The sequence below is a fragment of the Mycobacterium sp. genome, assembly GCF_035314905.1.
In the GTDB taxonomy this organism is placed as follows: domain Bacteria; phylum Actinomycetota; class Actinomycetes; order Mycobacteriales; family Mycobacteriaceae; genus Mycobacterium.
Genome location: NZ_DATFYW010000183.1, coordinates 1 through 16,648 on the forward strand (window position 1 = coordinate 1; position 16,648 = coordinate 16,648).

Annotated in this window: 15 protein-coding genes, 3 pseudogenes and 1 riboswitch; of the genes and pseudogenes, 8 read left to right on the top strand and 10 right to left on the bottom strand. The window is 68.8% G+C overall.

The window, feature by feature from the left end:
* Positions 1 to 394, top strand: a pseudogene (locus VKG81_RS15830) (thiolase C-terminal domain-containing protein); the annotation flags it as partial.
* Positions 395 to 414: 20 nt separating this feature from the next.
* Here the strand turns inward: VKG81_RS15830 and VKG81_RS15835 are convergent.
* Positions 415 to 996 carry a helix-turn-helix domain-containing protein gene (locus tag VKG81_RS15835; protein ID WP_324397514.1) on the bottom strand — a complete coding sequence of 194 codons (582 nt, stop codon included), beginning with the start codon at positions 994 to 996 and terminating at the stop codon, positions 415 to 417.
* Positions 997 to 1,097: 101 nt separating this feature from the next.
* Here VKG81_RS15835 and VKG81_RS15840 point away from each other — a divergent pair, with 101 nt between their 5' ends.
* Positions 1,098 to 2,267 carry a CoA transferase gene (locus tag VKG81_RS15840; RefSeq protein WP_324397515.1) on the top strand — a complete coding sequence of 390 codons (1,170 nt, stop codon included), beginning with the start codon at positions 1,098 to 1,100 and terminating at the stop codon, positions 2,265 to 2,267.
* A 35-nt stretch (positions 2,268 to 2,302) separates the two neighbouring features.
* Here VKG81_RS15840 and VKG81_RS15845 read toward each other — a convergent pair whose 3' ends face one another.
* Positions 2,303 to 3,121 carry a DUF7373 family lipoprotein gene (locus VKG81_RS15845; protein ID WP_324397516.1) on the bottom strand — a complete coding sequence of 273 codons (819 nt, stop codon included), beginning with the start codon at positions 3,119 to 3,121 and terminating at the stop codon, positions 2,303 to 2,305.
* Positions 3,122 to 3,137: 16 nt separating this feature from the next.
* The gene (locus VKG81_RS15850) at positions 3,138 to 3,281 is read right to left on the bottom strand and encodes an Rv1535 domain-containing protein (RefSeq protein WP_324397517.1); all 144 of its coding nucleotides are present in this window, start codon (positions 3,279 to 3,281) and stop codon (positions 3,138 to 3,140) included.
* 296 nt (positions 3,282 to 3,577) lie between these two features.
* Positions 3,578 to 3,752, bottom strand: a riboswitch (M-box (ykoK) riboswitch).
* 130 nt (positions 3,753 to 3,882) lie between these two features.
* Here VKG81_RS15850 and VKG81_RS15855 point away from each other — a divergent pair.
* Positions 3,883 to 4,181: pseudogene (locus VKG81_RS15855) on the top strand (alpha/beta hydrolase); the annotation flags it as partial.
* Between the two features lie 49 nt (positions 4,182 to 4,230).
* Here the strand turns inward: VKG81_RS15855 and VKG81_RS15860 are convergent.
* Positions 4,231 to 4,674, bottom strand: a complete 444-nt coding sequence (locus tag VKG81_RS15860) for a nuclear transport factor 2 family protein (RefSeq protein WP_324397518.1) — start codon at positions 4,672 to 4,674, stop codon at positions 4,231 to 4,233.
* A complete protein-coding gene (locus VKG81_RS15865) occupies positions 4,658 to 5,146 on the bottom strand; it encodes an SRPBCC family protein (RefSeq protein WP_324397519.1) in 489 nt (162 codons plus the stop codon). Before VKG81_RS15865 ends, VKG81_RS15860 begins: the two co-directional genes overlap by 17 nt.
* 104 nt (positions 5,147 to 5,250) lie before the next feature.
* Here VKG81_RS15865 and VKG81_RS15870 point away from each other — a divergent pair, with 104 nt between their 5' ends.
* Positions 5,251 to 7,713 (top strand): beta-glucosidase family protein, encoded by a 2,463-nt coding sequence (locus tag VKG81_RS15870; RefSeq protein WP_324397520.1) that lies wholly within the window; start codon positions 5,251 to 5,253, stop codon positions 7,711 to 7,713.
* An 11-nt stretch (positions 7,714 to 7,724) separates the two neighbouring features.
* Here VKG81_RS15870 and VKG81_RS15875 read toward each other — a convergent pair whose 3' ends face one another.
* The gene (locus VKG81_RS15875) at positions 7,725 to 8,405 is read right to left on the bottom strand and encodes a DUF427 domain-containing protein (RefSeq protein WP_324397521.1); all 681 of its coding nucleotides are present in this window, start codon (positions 8,403 to 8,405) and stop codon (positions 7,725 to 7,727) included.
* A gap of 223 nt (positions 8,406 to 8,628) precedes the next feature.
* On the opposite strand from VKG81_RS15875, the gene VKG81_RS15880 reads away from it, so the two are divergent.
* Positions 8,629 to 9,219, top strand: coding sequence for a hypothetical protein (locus VKG81_RS15880; RefSeq protein ID WP_324397522.1), 591 nt, complete (start codon positions 8,629 to 8,631; stop codon positions 9,217 to 9,219).
* A gap of 12 nt (positions 9,220 to 9,231) precedes the next feature.
* On the opposite strand, the gene VKG81_RS15885 is transcribed toward VKG81_RS15880, so the two are convergent.
* Genes VKG81_RS15885 through VKG81_RS15895 form a run of 3 tightly spaced genes read right to left on the bottom strand, consistent with a single transcriptional unit; the run spans position 9,232 to position 12,496 of the window.
* Positions 9,232 to 10,902, bottom strand: a complete 1,671-nt coding sequence (locus VKG81_RS15885; RefSeq protein ID WP_324397523.1) for an acyl-CoA synthetase — start codon at positions 10,900 to 10,902, stop codon at positions 9,232 to 9,234.
* A complete protein-coding gene (locus tag VKG81_RS15890) occupies positions 10,887 to 11,507 on the bottom strand; it encodes a cysteine hydrolase (RefSeq protein ID WP_324397524.1) in 621 nt (206 codons plus the stop codon). Before VKG81_RS15890 ends, VKG81_RS15885 begins: the two co-directional genes overlap by 16 nt.
* Positions 11,504 to 12,496, bottom strand: a complete 993-nt coding sequence (locus tag VKG81_RS15895) for an aromatic ring-hydroxylating oxygenase subunit alpha (protein WP_324397525.1) — start codon at positions 12,494 to 12,496, stop codon at positions 11,504 to 11,506. The genes VKG81_RS15890 and VKG81_RS15895 overlap by 4 nt, the downstream gene beginning before the upstream one ends.
* A gap of 98 nt (positions 12,497 to 12,594) precedes the next feature.
* Between VKG81_RS15895 and VKG81_RS15900 the strand changes: the two genes are divergently transcribed.
* The gene (locus tag VKG81_RS15900) at positions 12,595 to 13,638 is read left to right on the top strand and encodes a TIGR03857 family LLM class F420-dependent oxidoreductase (RefSeq protein WP_324397541.1); all 1,044 of its coding nucleotides are present in this window, start codon (positions 12,595 to 12,597) and stop codon (positions 13,636 to 13,638) included.
* Between the two features lie 46 nt (positions 13,639 to 13,684).
* The gene (locus VKG81_RS15905; RefSeq protein WP_324397526.1) at positions 13,685 to 14,779 is read left to right on the top strand and encodes an alpha/beta hydrolase; all 1,095 of its coding nucleotides are present in this window, start codon (positions 13,685 to 13,687) and stop codon (positions 14,777 to 14,779) included.
* Between the two features lies 1 nt (position 14,780).
* Here VKG81_RS15905 and VKG81_RS15910 read toward each other — a convergent pair whose 3' ends face one another.
* Complete coding sequence (locus VKG81_RS15910) at positions 14,781 to 16,277, bottom strand: acyl-CoA carboxylase subunit beta (RefSeq protein ID WP_324397527.1); 1,497 nt, start codon at positions 16,275 to 16,277, stop codon at positions 14,781 to 14,783.
* Positions 16,278 to 16,389: 112 nt separating this feature from the next.
* On the opposite strand from VKG81_RS15910, the pseudogene VKG81_RS15915 reads away from it, so the two are divergent.
* Positions 16,390 to 16,606 (top strand): annotated as a pseudogene (locus tag VKG81_RS15915) (LLM class F420-dependent oxidoreductase); the annotation flags it as partial.
* Positions 16,607 to 16,648 lie beyond the last annotated feature (42 nt).

Here is a 16,648-nt window from a genome sequence, read left to right on the forward strand (position 1 = left end):
GTACATGTTCTGCGCGCCCGACGAGGGCGCCGCCGCGGTGATCATGTGCCGCGCCGACATCGCGCACCGCTACACCGCCGCGCCGGTGTATCTGCGGGCCGTGGAGATCCGCACCCGCCGCTACGGCGCCTACGAGGTCCACGCGACCTCCGCCCCGTTGGATGAGGACGTGTCGCCGACGGTGTATGCGTCGCGTGCGGCGTTCGAGAGGGCCGGGGTGGCGCCGGAGGATGTCGATGTGATCCAGCTGCAGGACACCGACGCCGGCGCGGAGGTGATTCACCTGGCCGAGGCGGGGTTTTGCGCCGATGGGGAGCAGGAGAGGCTGCTGGCCGACGGGGACACCGAGATCGGTGGTGCGATGCCGGTCAACACCGACGGCGGGCTGATCGCCGCCGCGACGATTGTGACGCGCTAGCCGTCGCTTTCCGATTCGTCGGGGGATGGGTGCTTGATTCCCACGGCATGACGAAGCTGTGCCAGGAACTGGTCGGCATCATCGCTGCCCACGATGTAGTGCGATACCGCGACTCGGATCGCGGTCGCCGCGGCCACCGCACCGTTGGGCCCCGGAAGCAGCCGTTGAAGTCGTTCGCGCATGATCGGGATCACGCCCGACAACTGCCCGATGACATGACCGGGCTCGATGTCCACCATCCGGTATCCCGAGTACGAGTGTTGATAGTCGACGATGAACCGCAGGGCGGCGTCGAGCTTCTCTTTGCCGCGCAGACCCGCCGTCGCCTTTGCCATTCCGCGGCCGTACATCTGCCTCTCCCAAGCGGAGAACGCGTCGAGCAACTCTTCTTTCGACGCGAACCACCGGTAGAGGGTCGGCCGCGAAACTCCGGCCTGCGCCGCGACCTCCGAGAGGCTCAGCTTGGTCATGCCCTTGCGGCTGAGCACCTCCGCCGTGGCCGCGAGCAGCCGCTGATGCGTGGAGGCGTCTTCGTCGGCCTGATCGTCGCCTCGCTGGGCCGGCGCTGTCTGGTGCATGACTATAGCTTTACAAATTATCGACGAAGTGTCACGTTGATTTGGTGCCCGGATCACCGAAAGGTAGTAACGACGCCGCGCCGGCCGATAGAAATACGGTCATGGCGGGACCGCTGGAAGGCCTACAGGTCGTCGAGCTCGGCGTCTGGGTCGCCGGCCCGGCCGCCGGCGGCATCCTCGCCGACTGGGGCGCGGACGTCATCAAGATCGAGCCCCCGACGGGTGATCCGGGGCGACAGTTCGGCCGGATGCTGGGAACCGATCCCGGGCCGAACCCTCCGTTCGAGATGGACAACCGCTCCAAGCGCAGCGTCGTTCTCGATGTCACCACCGAGGCTGGGCGCGCGACGGCGCTCGAATTGATCAGCGACGCAGACGTTTTCCTGACGAACATCCGTCCTGGGGCGTTGCGGCGCGTCGGGCTCGACTTTGCCACGGTGGCCATGCGCAACGGCCGCCTCGTCTACGGCCTGATCACCGGGTACGGCGAGACCGGACCCGACGCCGACCGCCCCGCCTACGACGTTGCGGCTTTCTGGTCCCGCGCCGGTCTGGCTCATCTGCTCACCCGCCCGGGTGACACCCCGCCGTTCCAGCGAGGGGGTATGGGCGACCACATGGCCGGCATGACGCTGGTCGCCGCGATATGCGCCGCCCTGCTGGCCCGGGCGCGAACGGGTACCGGTCAGCTGGTGACCACCTCGCTCTACCGCCAGGGCGCCTACACGGTGAGCTTCGACCTCAACACCTTCCTCCTCACCGGCCGCCCCATCGCGATCGGACAACGCGAGACGATGGGCAATCCGTGCATGAACAACTACACCGCCGGCGACGGGCGGCGATTCTGGATCGTCGGGCTCGAGGCCGCCCGGCATTGGCCGGCGCTCTGCCGGGTGGTGGGACGGCCGGAGTGGCTGACCGATCCGCGCTTCCGCGACGGACGTACCCGCGCCGCGAACGCCGCGGAGCTCATCGGCCTGTTGGACGGAATCTTCGCGACGAAGTCGCTTGACGAATGGGCGCAGGTGTTTTCGGGCGAACCGGAATTCTTCTGGTCGCCGGTCAACACTCTCGAAGACGTCGTGGCCGACGACCAGTTCCACGCCGCGGGCGGCATCGTCTACGTGCCGGATGCCGGGTCCGCCGTTCCGATGGTCGCAACCCCCGCCGACTTCCACGGCACGCCATGGGCACCGCGGTCCGTCGCACCCGAACTCGGCCGGCACACCGAGGAAGTTCTCGCCGAGCTCAGGTCGCGGCACCGGCCCTGAAGCTCTACCCGTTCTGCGCGCCTGACTGACCGCGGTTATTTCGCCAGCAGCATCTTGTATTGAGCGGCGGTCTCTTGACGGGCGCCGGTGGCGTCGGCGGAGTGTGCTTCGATCGTGACGGTGTCGGCCGGGGCGTAGCAGGAGTACTGGCTTTGGCCGTTTCCTCCCGGCCGGTCGGATTGCACGCATCGGCTGGTGGGCATGAAGTCGACGCCCCCGATCGGTGTGGCCGAGGGTTGCAGTTGCAGCACCAGGTCGGCCAGGTCTTGAGCCAGTTGGGCAGCGGCGGCGGGGTCGCGGGCTTGGTAGACGAGGGTCTGGTTATCCGACATGGCCGCGACGCCGGCGGTGGAAAACGCCGCGGCCGCGCCGAGCGGGTCGTCTTGGAAGTGCAGGGCGGCGTCGGGCTGGTAGACGCCGATCTTCGGGTTGGTTGGGGCGGATTCCTGGGGTTCCGGCCAGTTCGGTGCCGGCATGGTGTGTGCCAGCAGGCCGGTCGGGTCGGCGGGCAGGTCGGCGAACTTGGCCGGGTCGGTGGGGGCGAACGTGTCGATGCGGGGCCCTTGGATGTCGAGGGTCTGGGCGATCAGCGCGGCGGCGGCGTCGGCCCGGTCTGCCTGGGCGGTTTGGCACAGCACGTATGCGCCGTGTGGGGTGTAGGAGATCACCGTGACCGGGTGTTGGTCGGCGCCGTACGAGTTGTAGCTGTAGGTGGCGGCCAGCGCGTCGGGATGGCCGGGAATCGAGACCGTCGGCTGGGCGGGACCGGGTTGTGGGATCGTTGCCACCCTGGCCATGTCGGCGGCGGCCGCGGCGGCCGAGGCGGAGTCGGCGAACCGCAGTACGGCGTTCATGAGCACAGCCGAATGCTCATTCCAGGATCGTGAGCAGGCCCGCGCGCCACAACACCGCGTACAGGTGACACACCGGCACGCCGAGCACCGCAGCGGCGGCATCGACCAGCGGATCCGCGGTGGCAGCAGTCATTTCTTCACGGGTGGGCGCAAGAGTCATGGTCTTCTCCTAGCCGGTAAGTCCGGCCGCACACCAGTTGCTCTGCAGCACAGCGGTTTCACGCAGACAGGACCGGCTCGGCCGCATATCGCGGCGAGTGCCGTTGCCCGGGTAAGGGAAACTGCCGGCTCAGGCGAGCGAGCCGTGCGGGGGCCGGAAGGCGAACGAAACAAACGCAAGATATGAGCAGGGACTATCGCCGCAACTCATGTCGTCCTCACCTCCTCGCGATCCGGACATCTCGATGTCGTGACAGTTGCGCGCAGGGCGGGAGTGCGACCCCGACGATGGTCGGAGATGCACCCCTCTCGTCAGAGCTTCGGCACCACACGGCGTACCCGGCAAAACCCGCCGGAAGCCACTTGGGCCCAACCCTTAAGCCGGGAGGGGCTGTCCTGACCGGGGGCGTCTTTCGACGTTGAGGGTCAGTGGCCTGTGTCCGTGCAGACGCCTCACCTAACGAGGTGCTTGCCCACCGATGATGCCTCCCCAACCCGACGGCAGTCAATCCGAACTCAGCGGAGCTCACATGCGCCCCGCGGTGCGTGGGCGAAGGAGTCTCGTGAACTCGTAGAGCGGGAGTCTGCGGGAAAACGGGCACCACTACCTCGCGGGCGAGCCGGCGCCGACCGGAGCCGTGCCGGCCCGACGTTGCGAGCTGACCGGTGTGGCAGGCGCGTTGATCACCTGCTCGGAGCTCGATCCGCTGCGCGACGAAGCCGTCGACTACGCGCTGCGGCTGATGCGGGCCGGTGTGGCCACGGAGTGGAGTTGCATGTCTTTCCGGGCACCTGTCACGGCTTCGACTCACTGGCCCCCGCTTGGGAGATGAGCCGGCAGCTGTTCGCGATCCAGGGCGCCGCGCTCAGGCGGGCACTTCACCGCGCCCGCGACACGTAACCTACTGCGGCGACACGCCGAAACACACCGCAGAGGATTGAGTTTCGCGTCAAGAAGTCACGAGTTTGAGTCGGGTCCGGGTCAGGTGGTTCGACTTGATCCGCCAGCGGCCGTCTTGTTTGGCATAGGTTTCGTGGTAGTGGCCTGCGCCGTAGAGGGCCCAGCCGTCGGGTGACTCGACGGTGTCCTCCATCGCCCAGATGCCGGTCGCCGTCGTCTCGGAGGTGAGCTCGATCTCGGGGCTGTGCACATGGTGCACGGTCACGCAGTTCTCGACCGCGGATCGCACCGACGGAACGAACACGTCGACGCCTTCCCAGGCCGGCCCGGGTTGGCCGTCGGCGCCCCCGGTGGACACCGCGTTGTCCACGACCGCGACGACGTCTTCGGTGAACACGTCGCGCCAGCCGTCCCAGTCCTTGGTGTCGAGCAGGCGGCAGTACCGGGCCTTGAGTTGCCTGATCGCCTCCAGATCCTCAGCCGCCGGCGACACCCGGTCCCTCCAGCTCGCGTGCGATCGCCTGGTGGTAGGCGTCGATGTTGGCGGGGTTGACGATCCGGAAGAACCCGTCCGGCAGCGGAGCGTGTTTGTAGGCTTCGATGGTCATGGTTCGGGTGAACAGCGTGATGTCGCGGCCCGGCCGGGTGAAGTGGTACTGGATCGTCATCCGGCCCTCGAAACCGCCGTTGCCCTCGCGGTCGTGCCCGAGGCGGCCGACCGAGTTGAAGACCCACAACGTCGGCCGCATCGCTATCGCCAACAGCCAGGTGAAGATCCGGTCGCCGTCGGGGCCGGACTCCGACCAGCTGTCGCCGACCTTCAGCGGCAGCTCGTCCGGCAGGTCGCCGATGTGCACGTTCCCGGGGTAGGTTTTCGTCCAGTTCGCCGGGTTGGTGACGAAGTCATAGATCGCCTCGGGTGCCTGCGTGAAGGCCGTCTCCGAGCTCGTCGTCACGATGCCCAACCGCGTTGCCTCTCTCCCGGGTGCCCTCCCAGCTTTACAGATCACGTCAAAAGTGTCACGCACTATTTTTGGGTGGCGACCCGGGCGTAGGGAAGGGGTCCAGCATGACCTGTAACGACACCGCCGAGCAGCGCGCGCAGGATCTGCTGGCGCGGATGACGGTGACAGAAAAGGCCCTGCAAGTCTCGTCGGTGATGCCGATGTCTGTCCTCGACCGCGACGGCGCGGTTTCCGCCGCGTTCAGGGCGTCGATCCGGGAGGGGATCGGGCATGTGGCGGGGATCGCGATGTTCGGCCACAAGTCGCCGGTCGATCAGGCCCGGGTGATCAACGCGGTGCAGCGGCATCTGGTCACCGGGACGAGGCTGGGCATTCCGGCGATCTTCCACAATGAGGCGCTCAACGGCGTTGTCGCGCCGGGATTCACCGCGTTTCCGACCGCGATCGGGCTCGCTGCGTCGTGGGATCCGAAGGGAGTCGGTCAGATGGCGGATCTGGTCCGCCGCCAGATGCGCAGCGTCGGGCTGCGGCAGGCGCTCTCGCCCCTGTTCGACGTCGCCAGGGACGCCCGATGGGGCCGCGTGCACGAAACATACGGGGAGGATCCCTGCTTGGTCAGCGCGATGGCGGTCGCGTTCACCCGCGGCCTGCAGGGCACCGATTTGCGGGACGGGGTGATGGCCACGGCGAAGCACTTCCTGGGTTACGGGGTGACCGAGGCCGGCCAGAACATGGCCGCCACCACGGTTGGCGACCGGGAACTCTACGAGGTGTACGCAAGGCCGTTCGAGGCGGCGATCCGCCGGGCCGGGCTCGCGTCGGTGATGAACTCCTACTCCGAGTGCGACGGGGTCCCGATCGGGATGTCGCGCGAGCTGCTCACCGGGCTGCTGCGCGACCGGCTGGGCTTCGCCGGCACGGTGGTCTCGGACTACATGACGATCGCCTATCTGCGGGATCGCCAGCTGGTGGCATCCACCGCCGAGCAGGCCGGGGCGCTCGCGCTGGAAGCCGGGTTGGATGTCGAGCTGCCGGCGGAGTTCGGCTATGGCCGCACCCTGGCGGCCGCGGTCGAGGCCGGCCGGGTGCCCGGCGAATGGCTCGACCGTTCGGCGCTGCGGGTGCTGCGCGACAAGTTCGCGCTCGGGCTGTTCGACAACCCCTACGTTGCCGAGGACCCGATCGCGATCTCGACGGTGGCCCGGCAGGGCGACGAGCTGTCGCGGCGCCTTGCCGCGCAGTCGGTCACGCTGCTGAAGAACACCGGTGAGCTCTTGCCGCTGTCGACGGAGGTCAAGACCGTGGCGGTGCTCGGTCCGCATGCCGACGGCGTGCTGGTGGGATTCCCGGCCTACACGTATCCGGGTGCGGCGCAGTTGATGCGGGGGATGGCCGCGGCGTTCGGCGGTGCCGCCGGGGACACCGGCGCGATGGCCGGGCTGCCGGAGCTCGCCCCGTCCGACGGCGTCGACGTCGAGGCGCTCGCCGCCGAGATGGCACCCATCTTGGCCGGCGAGCTCGACGACTACGTCCGTGAGCGTTACGGCGCGGTGTCGCTGACCGACGCCGTGCGGGCCGTCGTCCCGGACGCGACCGTCATCAGCGCCGCGGGCTGTGGTGTCACGCACGCCGAACCGGCGGATATCCCGGCGGCGGTGGCGGCCGCGGCGGAGGCCGACGTCGTCATCCTCGCGCTCGGCGGACGGGGCGGGTGGTTCGGCACCAACATCACCGAGGGGGAGGGCAGCGACACCGCCGACATCGACCTGCCCGCACCCCAGGTCGAGCTGGTGCGTGCGATCGCCGAGCTGGGCAAGCCGACGGTCGGCGTCCTGGCGATGGGTCGCCCGTACGGCCTGTCGAGCGTGGTGGATGTGGTGCCGGCCTGGATCACCGGCTACTACGGCGGCCCGCATCATGCGGCCGCGCTGGCCGATGCGCTGTTCGGCGTCACCAATCCGGGCGGCAGGCTGCCCTACACGCTGCCTCGGCACTCCGGACAGGTGCCGATCTACGCCGGCCAGAAGAACGGGAGTGGCTACCGCAGAACGGAAACCGACCTCCACAAGGGCTACACCGATATGCCGGCCACCCCCCTGTTTGCGTTCGGCCACGGCCTGAGCTACACGACCTTCGACTACTCGGAGCTACAGCTGCACAACCACACCGTGACGACCGGCGGTGAGGCGCGTTTCACGGTCGAGGTCACCAACAGCGGCCGGCGCCGGGGCTGCGAGATCGTGCAGCTCTACATCAGCCAGACCGCCGTCGGCGTGACCCGGCCGGCCCGGGAACTGGTCGGCTTCGCCCGGGTCGACCTCGCGCCCGGGCAGACGGCTACCGTCCGTTTCACGCTGAATGTCGCGCAGCTCGCCTATCTGGGACGCGGCGGCGACCTCGTCGTCGGGCCCGGTCGGCGCACCGCGTTGGTCGGCGCCTCCTCCGAGGACATCCGCGGCCGCGTCGGCTTCGACATCGACGGCGCGGCAATCACATTGGCGCACCGCACGGAGTTCGTCGCCGCAGCCGAGGTCAGCACCACACCGCTCGATCAGCAATCCCGGTGAGGTGGAACCCTTCACCGCCCCGCCGGCAATTCGGCACGCACGTCCGCGCGAGCGGCATCGAAGCTGAGGCATCCCCTGATCGGCAGGCTCTCGGGCGGCGGGTCCTCATAGCTCCAGGCCACGTCGTCGATCTCGGTGCCGCCGATGGCGGCCGACCAGTAGGTCGCCCCACCCTTGTAGTTGCAATAGCTCGCCGTTCCGGATCGTCGCAGCAGATCGGTGCGCACCAGCGAAGGGTCGACGTAGAGGCGGGGTTCGAGTGCCGTCTCGAAGACGATCACCGTATCGACCGTGTCCACGAGCGTGGTACCGGCGACGCTGACGCGCAACCGGCGCTTGGTCGGGCGGCAGTCCACGCGGTGGTAGGGGTTGGGTGGGTAGCGGACGAGCTCGCGTCCCTCCTCGAGCCAGGCGTCGACCGCGTCCCACGGCACCGCGACGTATCCGGGTGCCTCCGGCACGGGCCTGGTGGGCAGGCCGTCAACCTCGTCGAGCGGGAACGCGTAGCTGAGGGGATGGTCTCGCCGGTGCACCATCAGCGCCCGCTCGGTGTCGATGACCAGGTGTCCGTCGCGGAATGCCTGCACACGTCTGGGGTGTGGCTCGGTATAGACCACGTCGGCGGGTATCGGGGGAGAGAACCAGCCGGCGGGATCCTTGCTGAGTGGACCGCGCCCGGCTACGAGGCTCATCGGGGACTCCCTTGTTCCGACATCCAACCTTTACAGACACAAGCAATAATGTCACGCTGTGTGTGAGTCGGGTCATGCGATCCCGAGCCGGGCCCGCCCGCTCGGCGGATCGTGGGGCCGACCGTGGCGGGTTCTCGTCGAGATGTGCTGAAGGACGACGCGATGACGATGTCGAAGCTGGTGTTCGACCCGTTCTCTGAGGGCTGCGAAGGAACGAGATGTCATGAGGGCTGAAGCCTTCCATGTGGGCGACCAGGACCGGCAGGACCGACTTCGCGTCGTTCACCCGAACACCACCGTCCTCACCCGCTACCGGGTTGACGTGATCGGGTCTGACGCCGGCGATGTGGTCCGATCGGCCGGCGGCTGGTTGTTCGACCGGGCGATGGCCGGCTGGGACGTCAACGTCCTCGTGCCCGGTGACTGCGATGCGCGGCCGCTTCAGATCCTGGGCGCGGCAACGCTGCGCTTCGACTCGGTGTTCGCGTCGATCGGCAAGGGGCCGTGGACGCAGACGTTGGCGGTCGCGGTTCACGCGTTCACCCGCGACGGCTGTGTCCGCGACCTCGTCGTCGCCGCGTTGGACCGCGGCGCCGAGGTGACACTCTGGGGCGATGCGTGGCCGGCCGAGCTTGACCACCGCGTCGACGACGTGCAGCACCGGCTGACCGCGGCGGCGCGAACCTTCAAGGCCCATGCGCTTGCGGCGGCGGCGCTCGCGCAGCACCCGGTTCATCCGACCGAACGCTACCGCAGCCGCGCGCGCTGGTATTCGCCCGGCGAGTCGGACCTCGTCCCACTCGGCGCCGAATAGCCCCGGGGCATCTCAGGCGTCGCCGACGGCCTGTTCGCGGGCCCACCGGTAGTCGGCCTTGCCCGACGGGCTGCGCTCGATCACCGGGCGGAACACGACCGCCTTCGGCAGCTTGTAGCGGGCGATGGACACCGCGGCGTGCTCGATCAGTTCCCGCGCGTCGGCGCGGGCGCCGTCGGCGAGCGCGACCACGGCGACAACCTCCTGCCCCCAGCGCTCGCTCGGCCGGCCGGCGACCACGACGTCGGCGACCGCCGGGTGAGACGAGATCGCCGTCTCGACCTCCTCGGCGAAGATCTTCTCGCCGCCGGAGTTGATCGTCACGGAGTCACGGCCGAGCAACTCGATGGCGCCGTTTTCGAGATGGCGCGCACGGTCGCCGGGCACCGAGTGGCGCACGCCGCCGACGAGGGGGAACGTCGCAGCCGTCGTGGCGGCGTCCCCCTTGTAGCCGAGCGGCACGTAGCCGCGCTGGGCGAGCCACCCGATGTCGCGGTGGCCGGGTTTCAGCACCGCGCTGAGGTCGTCGGCGACGACGCACGTGTCCGGTCCGGGGTTGAAGGTGCCGGTCGACACCGCTCCCGTCATCGACAGATGGGTCAGCTGAGCTCCGGATTCCGACGAGCCGACGCCGTCGACCACGACGAGTCCGGGAACAGCTTTGATCAGGCGCTCCTTGATGTGGGGGGTCAGCAGGGCGCCGCCGTTGGCCACCACCCCCAACGACGACACGTCCGCGGTCCCGTTTTCGATCGCCGCCAGCAGGGGCCGGGCGATCGCGTCGCCCACGACGGTGACGACCGCGACCTTCTCCCGTTCGATCGTGGCGACGACCTCCCCGGCGTCCATGTGGTCGACAACCGAGGAGAAGACCAGCGACTGGCCGGTGGTGATCGCGGTCATCACGCCCCACTGGGCGGCGCCGTGGATCAGCGGCGGCAGAACCATGATCTTGGTGCCCGGATTCTGGGCTGCCCGCGCCGCGATCTCGTCGTAGGAGCGCGCGGCCTGGCCGCTGTAGAGATCTCTGCCTCCGAACGACGTCATGAAGATGTCGTGCTGGCGCCACAGCACCCCCTTCGGCATCCCGGTCGTGCCGCCGGTGTAGAGGACGTAGAGATCGTCGGGCGACGGTGCGACGGGCGGCGGCGCCGGGGACGTGGTTTCGATGACGGTCTCGTAGTCGACGGCGCCGTCGAGCAGCTCGTTGCCCGAGCCGTCGGCGATCTGGATGAGGACCCGCAACGCGGGCAGGTCGGGCAGCACCTCGGCGACCCGTGGCGCGAACGCGGCGTGGTAGATCAGCGCGGACGCACCGGCGTCGGCGAGCAGGTATTGCAGCTCGTTCTTGACGTACCGGAAGTTGACGTTGAACGGCGCGACCCGCGCCCGGAACGCGCCGAGCAGCGATTCGACGAACTCGTTTCCGTTGTAGGCGTAAAGACCGACGAGATCCTGCCCCGTCTCGTGTCCCGAAAGTGACGAACGCTCGGTGTGGCATCCCAGTCCACGCGAGTGCAGATAGGACGCCAGCCTGCTGGACCGGTCGACGATCTGCGCGTACGTATAGCGCCGATCACCCTGTGCGATCAGTTCCCGATCGGGGATCGCGGCCGCGACGGCGTTCGCGACCGCCGCGACGGTGAATTCTCGCCCGGTCGCGGTGCTCAGCTCTGTTTCCACGCGCGCAGAAGATACTCGGTCGTGGTGATCGTGGCCAGCAGCGACAACGTGTTGTCGATGACGGCTTGCCCGTACTCGGTGGGAAAGCCCGCGACCGCGTCGCGCGGCAGGACGACACGGTAGGCCGCGTTGACGGCGTCCATGACGAGGTTGGGAATCGCGATGTTGAGGGACACCCCGACGGCCACGATGGTCGAGACGCCGAGATTCCTCAGGATCGCGTCGAGGTCGGTGCCGCCCATCGGCCCGACGCCGTGCCAGCGGTGCAGCACCAGGTCGGTCGGCCCCGGCCCGAGCTCCGGCAGCAGGCTCGCGCCTTCGCTGCCCGGGGCGATCCCGACGTCGTGGCGGCCGACGGCGAAGATCCTCGCGTTGTGGTTGGCGCCGAGCCCGTCGGGCCGGCGCTGCGCGAGGCAGTGCACGACTTTCACACCCGCCGCGCGCGCGGCCGGCAGCAGCCGGCAGATGTTGGGCAACGCTTCGCGACGTGCCTCGGTGGCGAGCACCGCCAGCCCGGCGTTGGGGCCCATGACGGCGCCCTGGCATTCCTGGGTGACGACAGCGGTGTGTTCGGGCGCCGCGAGCTCGGCGAGCTCGGGTGTCATGCCGGCCCTTCGTAGAATTGGGAGGCCCAGCGCCGCAGCGCCATATACGGTTTCGCGTCCACCTTGGACAGCGCCGGGCGCTCGACGTACTTCTGGTAGCGCCAGATGTCCACGTCCTCCCACACGGTGCCCAGAAACTGCCTCTCCACCTGTTCGCGCACGTCGTCCGGTGGAACGTCGGAGGTCTCGCCGGGGACCTTCGGCCACCAGATCGAATAGAAAATGTTCGACACCCCGTCGTCGACGGGCGTGCACGCGAAGATCAGCCGGTGGTTTGACGACCCTTCGAACGCGCTGATCGCGAAACCCAGCCCGGAAAAATGGCTGTGAATACGCAACGCCATCTTGTCCGGATCATCACTGCGCGCGTCGGGCCAGCCGGTGAGGAACCGCCACTCTTCGTCGACGGCCTGCCAGTTCAGGCATACCGGCGTCACGGTCGCGCCGTGAACGTGGCGGAAGTGGGCGCTGTCGGGTCCGTTCTCGGCGACGATCTGGGGATGCACGGGTTCGTTCGCCGCGCGCCGCGAAAACTCCGGATACGGCCGGTAGTAGCCGGCGGGGTCGGTTTCGAATTGCGGAAATTTACCGAAGAGGTCGGGCAGCTCCCACTGCGGCTCCTTGCCGCTTGGCTGATGCCACACGAATACGCAGTCGCACTGCTCGCGTACGGGGTACACCCGAAGTCGCAGTGCGCGGTTGGGCCTGTCCGGCTGATAGGGGATGTAGCGGTTGGTGCCGTCGGGTCCCCAGCGCCACCCGTGAAACGGGCACTCGACGCAGTCGCCGACCACCTTGCCACCGTGGCCGATGTGGGCGCCGAGGTGCTTGCAGTGCGCTTCCAGGACGTGCGGTTCACCGGAATCGTCACGATAGGCGACGAGGTCCTCACCGAAGTACCGCAGCGCCCGCACCTCGCCGGCACCGAACTCCGGCGACCAGCCGATCATGAACCAGCCGGTGACCTTCCAGGTGAACGGCACCTTCACGCACCGGCCTCCTCGGTGGTGGAAATGGATACTAAGGAGATTACAGTATAGATTTCCGCAGGAGGGCTGATCCGCGCGGCTTCAAGGTGGTGATGGAAATGACCGAAACCCTCGACGAACTGGGCTACTACCTGCTCGCGGGGGCGGGCGGCGAGGGTCCGGCCACGTTGATGAACGAGGCCCGCCGGGGTGAGGAGATGGGGTTCGGAACCGCGTTCATCTCCGAACGCTGGAACGTCAAGGAGGCCTCGTCGCTCGCCGGCGCCGCCTGCGCGGTCACCGGCAGGATGCAGATCGCCACCGCCGCAACGAATCACAACACCCGCCACCCGCTGATCACCGCGTCGTGGGCGACGACGATGCATCGCCTCTCCGGTGGGCGATTCACGCTCGGCATCGGGCGCGGCGTGGCCGCGATGTACGCCGCGTTCGGCGTACCGGCCGTCACGACCGCGCAGATGGAGGACTTCGCCCGGGTGATGCGCCGGCTGTGGCACGGCGAGGTCATCTTCGGCCACGACGGCCCGATGGGCCGGTATCGGGTCCTCTTCCTCGACCCCGACTTCGACGAGGACATCCGGCTGGGGCTCGTCGCCTTCGGCCCCAACACGCTCGCCTTGGGCGGTCGGGCCTTCGACGACGTCATCCTGCACACCTACTTCACCCCGGAAACGCTGCAGCGGTGCGTCAGGACGGTGAAGGACGCGGCCGAGAAGGCCGGCCGCGACCCCGACGGTGTGCGGGTGTGGTCGTGTCTCGCCACCGTCGGTGACCACCTGCCCGAAGACTTGCGACTCAAGAAGACCGTGGCCCGGCTGGCAACCTATCTGCAGGGTTACGGCGACCTGATGGTGCAGACCAACAACTGGGATCCTGCGGTGCTGCAACGGTTCCGGGCCGATTCGGTGGTGACCTCGATTCCCGGCGGGATCGATCACAAGGCCACCGCTGAGCAGATCGAGCACATCGCGACGCTGATTCCCCCCGAATGGCTCGAGCCGGCGGCGACCGGGTCGGCCCGGCAGTGCGCGGAGCGCGTCCGCCGGGAATTGGACTACGGCGCCGACGCGGTCATCATGCACGGCGCCACACCCGACGAACTGGCGCCCGTCGTCGAGGCCTACCGCCGGACGAAAGGCTGATTCGATGCCGCACCGCTACCCCGGCTTCAAGATCGGCTAGGCAACCATGACAGACCGCTCGCTCCTGGTTATCCGCGAATTCGGCCTGGTGTTGCCGCGCGCGGTCAACGCGCTCACGCGGTCCGCCGGCTGGTCGCCGGCATCCCCCGCCGGCATGCGCCAGCTGGGCGAGGTCATGCTCGATGAGCTTGTGCTGACGGGCATGTCGGTGGTGGGCGGCCCCGGCGTGAACTTGACGAAGCCGCTGAGCCACTACGCGCCGGCGGCGCAAGAGCTCTCGGCGCTGGGAGTTGCGGCGCACGCCGATCCGGAACCGCTGCAGGTTTCCATGATCCGTCCGCGGCGGGTCGGGCGGCTCGCCTACGAGACGGTGACGTTCGAGCACGATCCGCGGCTGCCGCGCTCCTTGGCGGCCGAAGGTCTCGGCGGACCGGTCACCGCGGGGGCCCACCTGTGCCGCCACCGCGACGCCGGCCGGCCCTGGCTGGTGTGGGTGCACGGCGCGGGTCAGGGCGGCCCGCTGGACCTGCTGCTGTCCCGCGCCGGCCGCATTCACCGCGAACTGGGCTACAACATCGCCTTTCCCGTCCAGCCCGGACACGGTTTCCGGCGCGCCGCGTGGCCGTCCTATCCCGAAACGGAGCCGTTGGCCAATGTCGCCGGCATGATGCGGGCGATCTCGGAGGTACGCGCGCTCGTGCGCTGGCTGCGGCCCCAGGCGGCGAACATCGTGGTATCCGGTGTGTCCCTTGGCAGTCCGGTCGCCGCACTCGTGTCGGGTCTCGAAGAGGTCGACGCGGTGGCGCTGTACACCCCGATTCTGGGCCTGAACGCGATGATCGCCCGCCACATCCATCGGCAGGGGGCCGGGGCCGTACGCGCGGGCAGCGTCATGCGCTCGGCAACCATTACCGCGCTGACATCGGTGATCGACCCGCTGGCCGTCGAACCGTCGGCACCCGCGGATCGCCGCCTGATCGTCGGCGCGCGCAACGATCGGATGGCCATGCCCGACCCCGCGATCGCGCTTCATCGGCGCTGGGGCGGACAGCTCTACTGGTACGAGGGCAGCCACGTGGGGCATGTCTTCTCCCGGCGGGTGCACGCCGTGACCGAGCAGTTCCTTCGCGGCCTGCGCTGAGCTACGGCGCGATGACGGTGCGGCGCACCGGCTCCGCGGCGGCCTGCCGGCTGTAGATGCCCCGCTGCAGCGCGACCAGTAGCGCGTCCCGCGTCTCCCGCGGATCGATGAGCTCGTCGAAGCCCAGATGTTCGGCCGACCGGTAGGACGCTTCGAGCTCCATCGTGCGGAGCTTGGCCTCGAAGTCCTCGGCGGCGTGCGACGCCCGGCTCAGCGCGGCCGCGCTCATCGCACCCATCGTCGCCCCCGGGTAGGCGAATGTCGCCACCTGGTCGTCAAACCCCAGCAGGGACATGACCATTGAGCCGAATCCGTAGGCCTTGCGCAGCGTCACATGCAATTTCAACGTGGTGGCCGCCGTCTGGGCGGCGAACATGCGGGCCCCGCTGCGAAGAACGCCGCTGCGCTCGGACTGGCTGCCGGGCAACATCCCGGGGTTGTCGGCAAGGAAGACGATCGGCAGATGAAACGAGTCGGCCACCATGATGAAATGCGCCGCCTTGTCAGCGGCGTCGGCATCGATGGAGCCGGCCAACACCTTTGGCTGGTTGGCCACGACCGCAACCGGATGCCCGCCGAGGTGGGCGAGGGCGCAGATGATCGCGCGCCCGAACGTGGGCTGGACCTCGAACCAGTCGGGCCGGTCGAAGACCACGTCGAGCACCCCGCGCATGTCGTAGACGCGCCGGTTGTCGCGGGAGACGACTTCGAGCAGCTCCGGCGTGGCGCGCGGTGCGGTGGTCTCGCCGGCGGGCGTACCGGACGGGTACGACCACGCGCTCGGCGGGAAGTAGGACAGATAGCGGCGGATGTCGTCGAGCACGGCCTCGTCGTCCTCCGCGACGTTGTGCACCACCCCGCTGGGAACGGCGACGCCCGGGCCGCCCAGCTCCTCCTTCGAAATCTCCTCGCCCGTCGACTCTTTCACGACCGGCGGCCCCGCCGTGAAGATGGCGCCCTGGCGGCTCATGATCGTGAAGTCGCAGACGGGGGCGACGAGGGCGCCGTGCCCGGCCGAGGGGCCGAGCACCGCCGCGACGGTCGGGACCCGGCCCGAGCAGCGCGCCTGGGCGAGCAGATCGGTGGGGGTTCGCCCGTAATGCCCGCCGGTCGGGCGGAAGCCGGCCCCCTCGAGCAGCATCACCAGCGGGACCTTGGTGCGCACCGCCAGCTCGGCGATGCGGTACCGCTTGGAGTTGCTGCCCGGCGCGATCGTGCCCGCCAGGGTGGTGAAATCCTCGGCGCCCACCATCACCGGCGAGCCGTTGATGCAACCCGAGCCGGCGACGATCCCGTCGGCGGCGACCTCGCCGCCGACGAGCGTGCCCAGTTCGCGGAACGTCCCGGGGTCCAGGAGTCGTCCGACCCGGGCCCGCGCGTCGAGCTTGCCCTTGCCGCGGTGCTTGGCAACTCGCTCCGGGCCGCCCATGTCCAACGCCCGCTGACGACGACGGCCGAGGTCCTCGAGCGTCTCCTGCCAGTCCTGGCCCTTCGTCATGCGCCCTGTCCTCCTCCGCGAGCGGCGACCGGTTGAACGGTACTCGCATTGACCATACTGAATCGCTTACTGTAGCGTCGCCGGGCGTGGCCGGCGCGACTGCTCGTAGCTGCACGGCTGGGGCGACCTGCAGACCGAGTTGCACCGGCGCTCGCTGCTGGGCGATTGGGACGCGATGGGTTCCCCTCGATGACGAGGTGCTCGGCGCGTTCGCGGTGGTCGCGCCCGTGGAGAACCTGGCCGCCGGGCTTCGGAGTCGCTGCGACGGGGTGATCGACCGGGTCATGCCGGCCTTTCCGGGGACCCTGTCGGAGGGCGCCGTCGCGTAGGTATTGAATGAGTTACGCACGAGCTGAAGGAGAATTCGCGCC

What these genes read in the sequence shown, in the direction of transcription:
- VKG81_RS15835 (WP_324397514.1), bottom strand. Translation starts at nt 996, where the DNA reads ATGCACCAGACAGCGCCGGCCCAGCGAGGCGACGATCAGGCCGACGAA.
- VKG81_RS15840 (WP_324397515.1), top strand. Translation starts at nt 1,098, where the DNA reads ATGGCGGGACCGCTGGAAGGCCTACAGGTCGTCGAGCTCGGCGTCTGG.
- VKG81_RS15845 (WP_324397516.1), bottom strand. Translation starts at nt 3,121, where the DNA reads ATGAACGCCGTACTGCGGTTCGCCGACTCCGCCTCGGCCGCCGCGGCC.
- VKG81_RS15850 (WP_324397517.1), bottom strand. Translation starts at nt 3,281, where the DNA reads ATGACTCTTGCGCCCACCCGTGAAGAAATGACTGCTGCCACCGCGGAT.
- VKG81_RS15870 (WP_324397520.1), top strand. Translation starts at nt 5,251, where the DNA reads ATGACCTGTAACGACACCGCCGAGCAGCGCGCGCAGGATCTGCTGGCG.
- VKG81_RS15875 (WP_324397521.1), bottom strand. Translation starts at nt 8,405, where the DNA reads ATGAGCCTCGTAGCCGGGCGCGGTCCACTCAGCAAGGATCCCGCCGGC.
- VKG81_RS15880 (WP_324397522.1), top strand. Translation starts at nt 8,629, where the DNA reads ATGAGGGCTGAAGCCTTCCATGTGGGCGACCAGGACCGGCAGGACCGA.
- VKG81_RS15890 (WP_324397524.1), bottom strand. Translation starts at nt 11,507, where the DNA reads ATGACACCCGAGCTCGCCGAGCTCGCGGCGCCCGAACACACCGCTGTC.
- VKG81_RS15900 (WP_324397541.1), top strand. Translation starts at nt 12,595, where the DNA reads ATGACCGAAACCCTCGACGAACTGGGCTACTACCTGCTCGCGGGGGCG.
- VKG81_RS15905 (WP_324397526.1), top strand. Translation starts at nt 13,685, where the DNA reads ATGACAGACCGCTCGCTCCTGGTTATCCGCGAATTCGGCCTGGTGTTG.
- VKG81_RS15910 (WP_324397527.1), bottom strand. Translation starts at nt 16,277, where the DNA reads ATGACGAAGGGCCAGGACTGGCAGGAGACGCTCGAGGACCTCGGCCGT.